We start from the raw sequence: 7,747 nt of genomic DNA, 5'->3' as shown, positions 1-7,747 counted from the left end.
ATCCTGAATATCGCTTAGGCTCTTTCAGGATGACGTTTTTTGTTCTGGAATTATGAGCTAATTGAAAGCGAACTATGAACTTCCTCTGCACTTGGTTGGAGATCCTGAATATCGCTATGGCTCATCTAATTTTACACGCTAGGAAATGACGGCGTTCTGTTTAACTGTCGCATAACAATGGCGTTTTTTGTTCTGAAATTAAGAGTCAACTCAGCGGTAGAGTTGACTCTATGAAGGTTTATAATTGGTCGATGTCAATTCTTGGTTTTGCATCGTCGTCGGCATCTATTTTTGCCGAGCAAGAATACAAACGTTTAGACGTAATGGCATAGTTATTAATCAACAGTGTTTTAAGGGCAACGCCACGTTTTTGGGCGAGTTGAATTCGATCATCTTTATTAAACTCTGATCCTAATTCTGCAGGGGTCGCTACTGGACATAACTTGATATTAATATCTGGGTTTTGCTTTAAAGCTGCAGCCAGTTGGGAGATATATTCAAGTTGTTCGTCTTGGACTTGGATATCATCAGGTCGATAAATCAAAGGCTCAAAGCGAATTTTTAGTAAATGGTCACTGGCTGACATCGCAATTTTGACGACTTTTGCATATGGTAAAAAGCTAGTGATTAAATAATCTTTAGCAGCAGACATTGTTGCCTGTTTGATTACTAAACTCATAATACCGGAAAGGCCAACAGATGGTTTATTCAAATCACCTTTGATAGGAATGTCGAGCTCAACTACATCGTCGCCATCTTTTAACATCCCAAGTGCAGCATTAAACGATATAGCGCCACCGCTTAAGTTATTTTTCTCACCAGATTCTTCAATGGCATTTAATTCCATAGATTTAAGGTGAGTTAACGATTTGCCAGATAAAGCGGTTCCATCAACTTTTACCGATACTTTAGAGTCTAACTGACCACTTTCAATATTATAACCAAGCGCTGAACTAACATAAGGCGAAAGTTCAGGCAGGCTTAATTCATCTACCGTTACCTTCCCTTTATATTGCGGCTTTGGCAAAAATGGTTGCAAGTCTGCATTGGCGGCAATTTTAGTATATTCGTCGAGCTGAGCGGACAACTCAAACTTAGTGATTTGCTGTGGCGCTAAACTGTTTATTTCGGTTAGATTTAATGTGTTTACTTTTAGGTGCGTATTAAATGCAGGCTTAACACTGAAATCACGAAACTTTGCATCTGTTGGTTCCAACAGCGTTACTTTACCGACACGTATGTTTGGTTGTACTTTGCTTTCAGTTTGTTTTTCGGTCGCCGCGGCAACTTCTGTTTTGTCTGTGCTTTCTTGAGTCCCAGTATTTTTCTCCGGGTTCGCGACTGCTTCACTTGATGTCGCTGCAGTTGACGTTTTAGCAGTAGGGCTTTCTGGCACTGGAGTCGTGTCACTGTCAGCTTTGGCTGGCGCTAAGAATAACGGTGTGAGTTGTTTGTCTTTTGACATTGTGGCGTTCATGCCAATTTTACCGATAAGTATTTCATCAACATTCACGTTTTGTTGGCTGGCAATGATTCGATTGATTTCTGCTGCATCAAGTGACAATAGGGGATCAGATGGTTCTGCGCCTTGCATCGCAACAAGTGTCGATATCACGAGTTGCTCAACCGATACTTCAGGGGTAAATACTAGTTGGGTTTTATCATTGGATAGTACAATATCTTTGAGAGTTAACGACGCTAACGAAAGTGTAGTTTCCAATTGCGCTAATGGACGAATAACCAAACTTTGTTGTGAGACAGATAATTCCGCAGCGATTGATTTAGGCGCATTATTTTCTAGCTGAACTTGAATTGTTTTTGAGTCAATATGAAAGTTCTGATTATCAATTTGGTATCCCGCAGCGGCGACAGCTGTATTCGAGAGTGCAAAGTCAAATCCGTCGACATCTACATCTAGCACAGTGCCTAGTGTTAAAAGAACTTTGGTATCTAATGTAATATCCGTTTTCAGGTCAATTGGATTGTCAGGATTATCTACTGTTAGTTGGATAGTAGATTGCAGGTCTGTTTGTGCAGATAACTCGCTACCGTCAAAACTAAACCTATTTAAATTAAAGTTTTCAACGTCTATGGTTGTTGCTAACTCAGGCTGAGAAAACTCTACATGGATTGACTTAAGTTGCAGCTTTTTAATTGCAATATTAAGTGGTTTAGCTTGTGCGTCTTTAGACAGTTCTTGAGTCTGCTCAGTGTCTTTCACATTCGCGATAGGGGCGTCATCAGCGGCAAGCTCAGGTGTCGCTTTTTTAGAGTCGAAGAGTGCCAATACATCAACTTCATTTAAAAAGACGTTTTCCTGCTCGAGTCTAACTTTTGAATCAAGACCTTCTAAATAAACTTTGTGAAACGCAATATCACCTTTTAATAATGGGAGCGCGGCAATGTCGACGATCAGGTGTTTAAAATGAACCAGCTCGGTTTTATTATGGACAAGACTGAAATCTCTAACATCGAGCGCAATTTGTACCGGATCAAATATAATTGTGCCGCCATCTTTAACCTCTAATTCAAAATCTTTAAGAGCAAAATTTGTGATTGGCGTTAAGAAAAAAGTCGCGGTGATCCAAAAGATTAAAAATACTGAAAAGAAAAAATAGAAAATGGCATATAACAGCTTTTGCAACATTTAAAAGCAACCTATGAATGGATTAATTAAAAGTGGGGATCAGTGTTAATACTAATTCGCCAATTATTTTGTATGGGAGTCTATTTTAAGTAAATGACAGGAGTTTGAAAGGATAATAAATCAATAATTTGCAATTAATTTTTATTTTGCAAAAAAGTGGGGGCGAACCCCCATTTGTACATTACATTTGAGATTGTAAATAGTTAGGTAGACTGATTGTTTTGATAAGACGCAATTGTTGTTCAAGCCAGAACGCATGGTCGGTTTCTGTGTCGTCGATAAGAACTTGTAACATGTTACGCGTGACAAAATCTTTTTCAGTTTCACACAATGCCATTGTATCTTTTAACGCTTGAGCTACAGCAAGTTCGACCCGTAAGTCACTGGCTAGCATACTTGGTACGTCATTGCCTATCTGCAGACCATCGCGGGTCACCATATCAGGCGTACCTTCTAAAAACAAAATACGTTCAATTAGCAAAGACGCATGGCCTTTTTCATCGTCGAATTCATGATCGATTCGCTCAAATAATTTGGTGAATCCCCAGTCGTGATACATACGAGAGTGAATAAAGTATTGGTCCATTGCCGCAAGTTCATATGCTAACAATCCATTTAGCGCGTCAATAATTTTTTGATTACCTTGCATAATGTTGTCTCCTAAAGTTGAGCTTGCAGGTATTTTTCAATACCCATATTGGCGATTTGATAGTCTTGAGTTTCTAACCAATCCAAATGTTCTTCTTCATATTCTAAGATGTCGACTAATATTTGGCGAGTAACAAAATCTTTTTCTTGCTCGCACAAAGCGATAATTGGTTTCATTTGACTAATTTGAGCGGTTTGAAACTTGGCGTCACAACCTAACATCTCTTGGGTTTCTTCACCGATAGACAGGGCACCAAGACGTTGCAAGTTTGGCAAGCCTTCTAAAAAGAGAATGCGTTCAATTAGAACATCGGCTTGTTTCATATCTTTAATCGATTTTTTATAACACTTGTCGTTTAACGCTGACAGGCCCCAATTTTTGTACATACGAGCATGTAAAAAAAACTGGTTTATTGAGGTTAATTCGGTAGTTAGCACTTCGTTAAGTGCGGATAAAATTGCGCTGTTGCCTTTCATAGTCAGACTCCAAATGAAATGAGTCTCAGTATTATAGCTATTATTCGGGGGTAGTCAAAAAAATTATAATAAAAACAACAAGTTAATAATGATAATTATTATTAATTAGATTCACATTTAGATTCACAAAAAAGAGGGGTTAACCAACATCCTTAAACATTGTGTCATCGATGATAGTGTCGTCTATAATTTTTTGTGCAACTTTAGTACAGGTGCCACATTGTGACCCCAAAGGCATGAGTTGTTTTAGCTCACGAAGAGACCCCACGCCTTGGGCGCGAACCGCTTCTTTTATATCTTTATCTGTAATGCCTTTGCATAAACAAACGTACATGAAATCACCTCAAATCTTAATGCAAGTGATAATAATTCTCATTAAGTTAAAAAGCAACTACTATTTGTGTGAAAATCCGTCTAAGTTGTAAAGTCATTTGAAAAATAAAGTTAGAACAATGATCTAATTACTGGTCAAAAGGTTATATTTTTTAGAGTAAATCGAATATTCCGATAGAGTTAATCGAAATAACATCTTGGTTTAATCAAATTGGTCTATATATACTGTGTGCAATTCAAAGACGCAGACATTATGTTTGCTTTAATATTTTAACAAAATGGAGAATACCATGGGCGTATTAGTAGGCCGTCAGGCACCTGATTTCACGGCAGCAGCTGTATTAGGTAACGGTGAAATCGTAGATTCATATAACTTTGCAGAAGCAACTAAAGGTAAAAAAGCAGTTGTTTTTTTCTACCCTCTAGACTTCACTTTTGTATGTCCTTCTGAATTAATCGCTTTCGACAAGCGTTTAGCTGAATTCAACAAGCGCGGCGTTGAAGTAATCGGTGTTTCTATCGATTCACAATTTAGCCACAATGCATGGCGTAACACTGCTGTTGAAAATGGCGGTATCGGTGAAGTTGGTTATGCACTAGTTGCAGACGTTAAACACTCTATCTGTCAAGCATATGACGTAGAACATCCTGAAGCTGGTGTTGCGTTCCGTGCATCTTTCCTAATTGACGAAGACGGTCTTGTTCGTCATCAAGTTGTTAACGACCTACCTTTAGGCCGTAACATCGACGAAATGTTACGTATGGTTGACGCATTAAACTTCCACCAGTCACACGGTGAAGTATGCCCAGCTGGTTGGGAAGAAGGTAAAAAAGGAATGGACGCTTCACCTGCGGGCGTTGCATCTTACCTAGCTGAGAATGCTGAAGGTCTTTAATTAGACTGCGTCGCTGACGTTGTCAGTGACAGACTCGCTCTAATTTAATTGGGCGATACAAAGTATGAGCCAGTTGCAATGCAACTGGCTTTTTTGTATCTGCTATATTTCTTTTAGTTAAAGAAATAGAATGAATTCTGATTTCGCCAATTTTAAGGTTTTAAATATGACATGCACTTGGTGTGGCACAGACCCTATTTACGTTGAATATCACGATAAAGTTTGGGGGCGTCCGCAATTTGATAGTCGTCATCTTTTTGAGAAACTTTGTTTAGACGGGCAACAAGCCGGTTTGAGCTGGATTACCATTCTAAAGAAACAAGCAGGATATGAAAAAGCTTTCGCTAACTTTGAGCCAAGTGCAATAGCAAAATTTGACGCAGATAAAGTTGAAGAACTGATGTTAAACCCTGACATCGTTCGCAATCGGCAAAAAATAAATTCGATTATTAAAAACGCAAAAGCGTTTCTCACTTACGAAGCAGAGCACGGAAAAGGAAGTTTCAGTGAATTTTTGTGGCAATTTGTCGACGGCAAACCTTTGGTCAATGAATGGCAAAGTAAATCTGATGTTCCTGCGGTAACACCACAAAGTGAAGCGATGTCAAAAGCATTAAAATCTCTAGGGTTCAGTTTCGTCGGCCCAACTATATGTTATGCTTTTATGCAAGCTGTAGGCATAGTGAATGATCATTTGGTATCATGCCCCGCACATAAAGAATGTATCCGTTCATAATTTTCTAAGGTAACCCGCAAGTTGGCTCAATCTGCTACTAATTCTGTCTCCCAATGTTTCGCCAAAGAAGGTGCGTTGGCTAAAGCCATCCCAGGCTTTAAGGCACGTCAATCTCAACTCGACATGGCCCATGCGGTTGCGAGTGTGATCAAAGATAAAAAGCAACTGGTGGTTGAGGCTGGGACTGGTACCGGTAAAACTTTTGCTTACCTTGCCCCGGCTTTACTCGCCGGGAAAAAAGTCATTGTTTCTACCGGAACTAAGGCACTCCAAGAGCAGTTGTTTCACCGTGATCTACCATTAGTAAAAGACGCATTAAAACCTCGTTTTCGTACGGCTCTTTTAAAAGGTCGAAGTAATTACCTGTGCCAATATCGCTTAGAAGTAAATGGCCAGCATCCGCCGTTTGACGACAAAGAATTTTTACACGATATGTCTGAAGTCCGTAAATGGTCTTCACAAACGGACAGCGGTGATTTAGGTGAATTAACAACAATAGAAGAGGGTAGCCGCGCAATTCCGTTTGTCACAAGTAATGTTGAAAACTGTTTAAGCAAAGATTGCCCTAAGATTGGTGAATGTCATGTTATGACAGCCCGAAAAGACGCATTAGAAGCGGATTTAGTGGTGGTGAATCACCATTTGTTTTTTGCCGACATGGCCTTAAAAGACACCGGTTTTGGCGAATTAATTCCTGACGTTGATGTGATCATTTTTGACGAGGCACACCAAATTCCAGATATCGCATCTGAATATTTTGGTGAACACTTTTCATCACGCCAGGTTTTTGAATTGTGCAAAGATATACAAGCTGAATACGCTGCTAATTTGCGAGATTTGCAACAACTTAACAAAGCTGCAATCAATCTTGAAAAAAATATTCTCGATATGCGATTAGTGTTTGGCATTGATCCTGAAAAAGGAAATTGGCGTGATAGAAGTCGCAATGATGCAATCCAACAAGCAATTAAACACATAAGTAAGTCATTTGAATTTCTTTATGATGTACTAAAACTGGCGATATCAAGAAGTGATGCGATTGATAACTGCTTTGATAGGCTAGTGCAGTTAAAAGGCAAATTTGAGAAAGTTAATCAAATAGAAGATACCGGGTTTAGTTATTGGTACGAAACTACCAAAAGGCATTTTTCATTACACATCACACCGCTTTCAATCGCGGACAAATTTGGTGGTTATGTCGACGAGTCGACGGCGAGCTGGATATTCACTTCGGCCACAGTGTCGGTGGATGATAAGTTTGAGCACTATACTAATCAGTTGGGTATTCAAGACGCTAGAACGCTTTTATTGGACAGCCCGTTTGATTATCAGAAACAAGCCTTGTTTTGTGTGCCGCGTTATTTTCCTGAACCGAATGATAAAGCTGCTGTAGGGGCGATTACCGAACTCGCACTTGAGTTAATCACCGCAAGTCGTGGTCGAGCATTTTTATTGTTTACGAGTCATCGGGTAATGAGTTTAGTTGCACAACGACTCGAAGATAAAACGCCGTTGCCTATTTTAGTCCAAGGGACAACGAGTAAACGGCTTTTATTAGACAAGTTTACCAAGTTAAAGCACGCCGTTTTATTGGGGACTGGGTCATTCTGGGAAGGGGTAGACGTACGTGGTGATACATTAAGTTTGGTTATGATCGATAAATTACCATTTGCTTCGCCGGATGACCCACTATTACAAGCCCGAATTGAGGATTGTAAACGAAAAGGGTTAGACCCGTTTTCAGAAGTTCAGATACCGCAGGCCGTAATAACACTTAAACAAGGCGTGGGAAGACTTATACGAGATGTCACAGACCGAGGGGTATTAGTGATCTGCGACCCAAGGTTGGTTACGCGCGGTTATGGTGAAGTCTTTTTACGAAGTTTGCCAGATATGCGAAGAACTCGTGACACCGACTATGTAGTTGAGTTTTTAGAGTCTCTTTAAATTTTTCTCAAGGTAAGCGGTAAAAATATACATACATGTTTAACTCAAAACTTAATTGAGAAT

The 7,747-nt window shown here is 39.5% G+C and carries 7 protein-coding genes; 3 read left to right on the top strand and 4 right to left on the bottom strand.

Annotated elements, in window-relative coordinates; genetic code table 11:
• Positions 1-238: 238 nt before the first annotated feature.
• The 4 genes from Q4575_RS18685 to Q4575_RS18670 form a co-directional block, all read right to left on the bottom strand.
• Positions 239-2,647, bottom strand: coding sequence for a DUF748 domain-containing protein (locus Q4575_RS18685; RefSeq protein WP_303523841.1), 2,409 nt, complete (start codon positions 2,645-2,647; stop codon positions 239-241).
• 181 nt (positions 2,648-2,828) lie between these two features.
• A complete protein-coding gene (bfr, locus tag Q4575_RS18680) occupies positions 2,829-3,296 on the bottom strand; it encodes a bacterioferritin (protein ID WP_215963626.1) in 468 nt (155 codons plus the stop codon).
• 11 nt (positions 3,297-3,307) lie between these two features.
• Positions 3,308-3,772, bottom strand: coding sequence for a bacterioferritin (bfr, locus tag Q4575_RS18675; protein ID WP_215963625.1), 465 nt, complete (start codon positions 3,770-3,772; stop codon positions 3,308-3,310).
• 139 nt (positions 3,773-3,911) lie between these two features.
• Positions 3,912-4,106, bottom strand: a complete 195-nt coding sequence (locus Q4575_RS18670; RefSeq protein WP_215963624.1) for a (2Fe-2S)-binding protein — start codon at positions 4,104-4,106, stop codon at positions 3,912-3,914.
• A 289-nt stretch (positions 4,107-4,395) separates the two neighbouring features.
• Here Q4575_RS18670 and Q4575_RS18665 point away from each other — a divergent pair, with 289 nt between their 5' ends.
• The 3 genes from Q4575_RS18665 to Q4575_RS18655 all read left to right on the top strand — a co-directional run bounded on the left by Q4575_RS18665 (position 4,396) and on the right by Q4575_RS18655 (position 7,684).
• Positions 4,396-5,001 (top strand): peroxiredoxin, encoded by a 606-nt coding sequence (locus tag Q4575_RS18665; RefSeq protein WP_215963623.1) that lies wholly within the window; start codon positions 4,396-4,398, stop codon positions 4,999-5,001.
• A gap of 130 nt (positions 5,002-5,131) precedes the next feature.
• Positions 5,132-5,737 carry a DNA-3-methyladenine glycosylase I gene (locus Q4575_RS18660; RefSeq protein ID WP_303523840.1) on the top strand — a complete coding sequence of 202 codons (606 nt, stop codon included), beginning with the start codon at positions 5,132-5,134 and terminating at the stop codon, positions 5,735-5,737.
• Between the two features lie 21 nt (positions 5,738-5,758).
• Positions 5,759-7,684 carry an ATP-dependent DNA helicase gene (locus tag Q4575_RS18655; protein ID WP_252736878.1) on the top strand — a complete coding sequence of 642 codons (1,926 nt, stop codon included), beginning with the start codon at positions 5,759-5,761 and terminating at the stop codon, positions 7,682-7,684.
• The last annotated feature ends 63 nt before the right edge of the window (positions 7,685-7,747 follow it).

Origin of the sequence: Psychrosphaera sp. 1_MG-2023 (assembly GCF_030548245.1) — a bacterium.
Lineage (GTDB): Bacteria > Pseudomonadota > Gammaproteobacteria > Enterobacterales > Alteromonadaceae > Psychrosphaera > Psychrosphaera algicola.
Note: the sequence above shows the minus strand (reverse complement) of the source record. Positions and strands in the feature narration are given on the sequence as shown.

What these genes read in the sequence shown, in the direction of transcription:
- Q4575_RS18685 (WP_303523841.1), bottom strand. Translation starts at nt 2,647, where the DNA reads ATGTTGCAAAAGCTGTTATATGCCATTTTCTATTTTTTCTTTTCAGTA.
- bfr (WP_215963626.1), bottom strand. Translation starts at nt 3,296, where the DNA reads ATGCAAGGTAATCAAAAAATTATTGACGCGCTAAATGGATTGTTAGCA.
- bfr (WP_215963625.1), bottom strand. Translation starts at nt 3,772, where the DNA reads ATGAAAGGCAACAGCGCAATTTTATCCGCACTTAACGAAGTGCTAACT.
- Q4575_RS18670 (WP_215963624.1), bottom strand. Translation starts at nt 4,106, where the DNA reads ATGTACGTTTGTTTATGCAAAGGCATTACAGATAAAGATATAAAAGAA.
- Q4575_RS18665 (WP_215963623.1), top strand. Translation starts at nt 4,396, where the DNA reads ATGGGCGTATTAGTAGGCCGTCAGGCACCTGATTTCACGGCAGCAGCT.
- Q4575_RS18660 (WP_303523840.1), top strand. Translation starts at nt 5,132, where the DNA reads ATGAATTCTGATTTCGCCAATTTTAAGGTTTTAAATATGACATGCACT.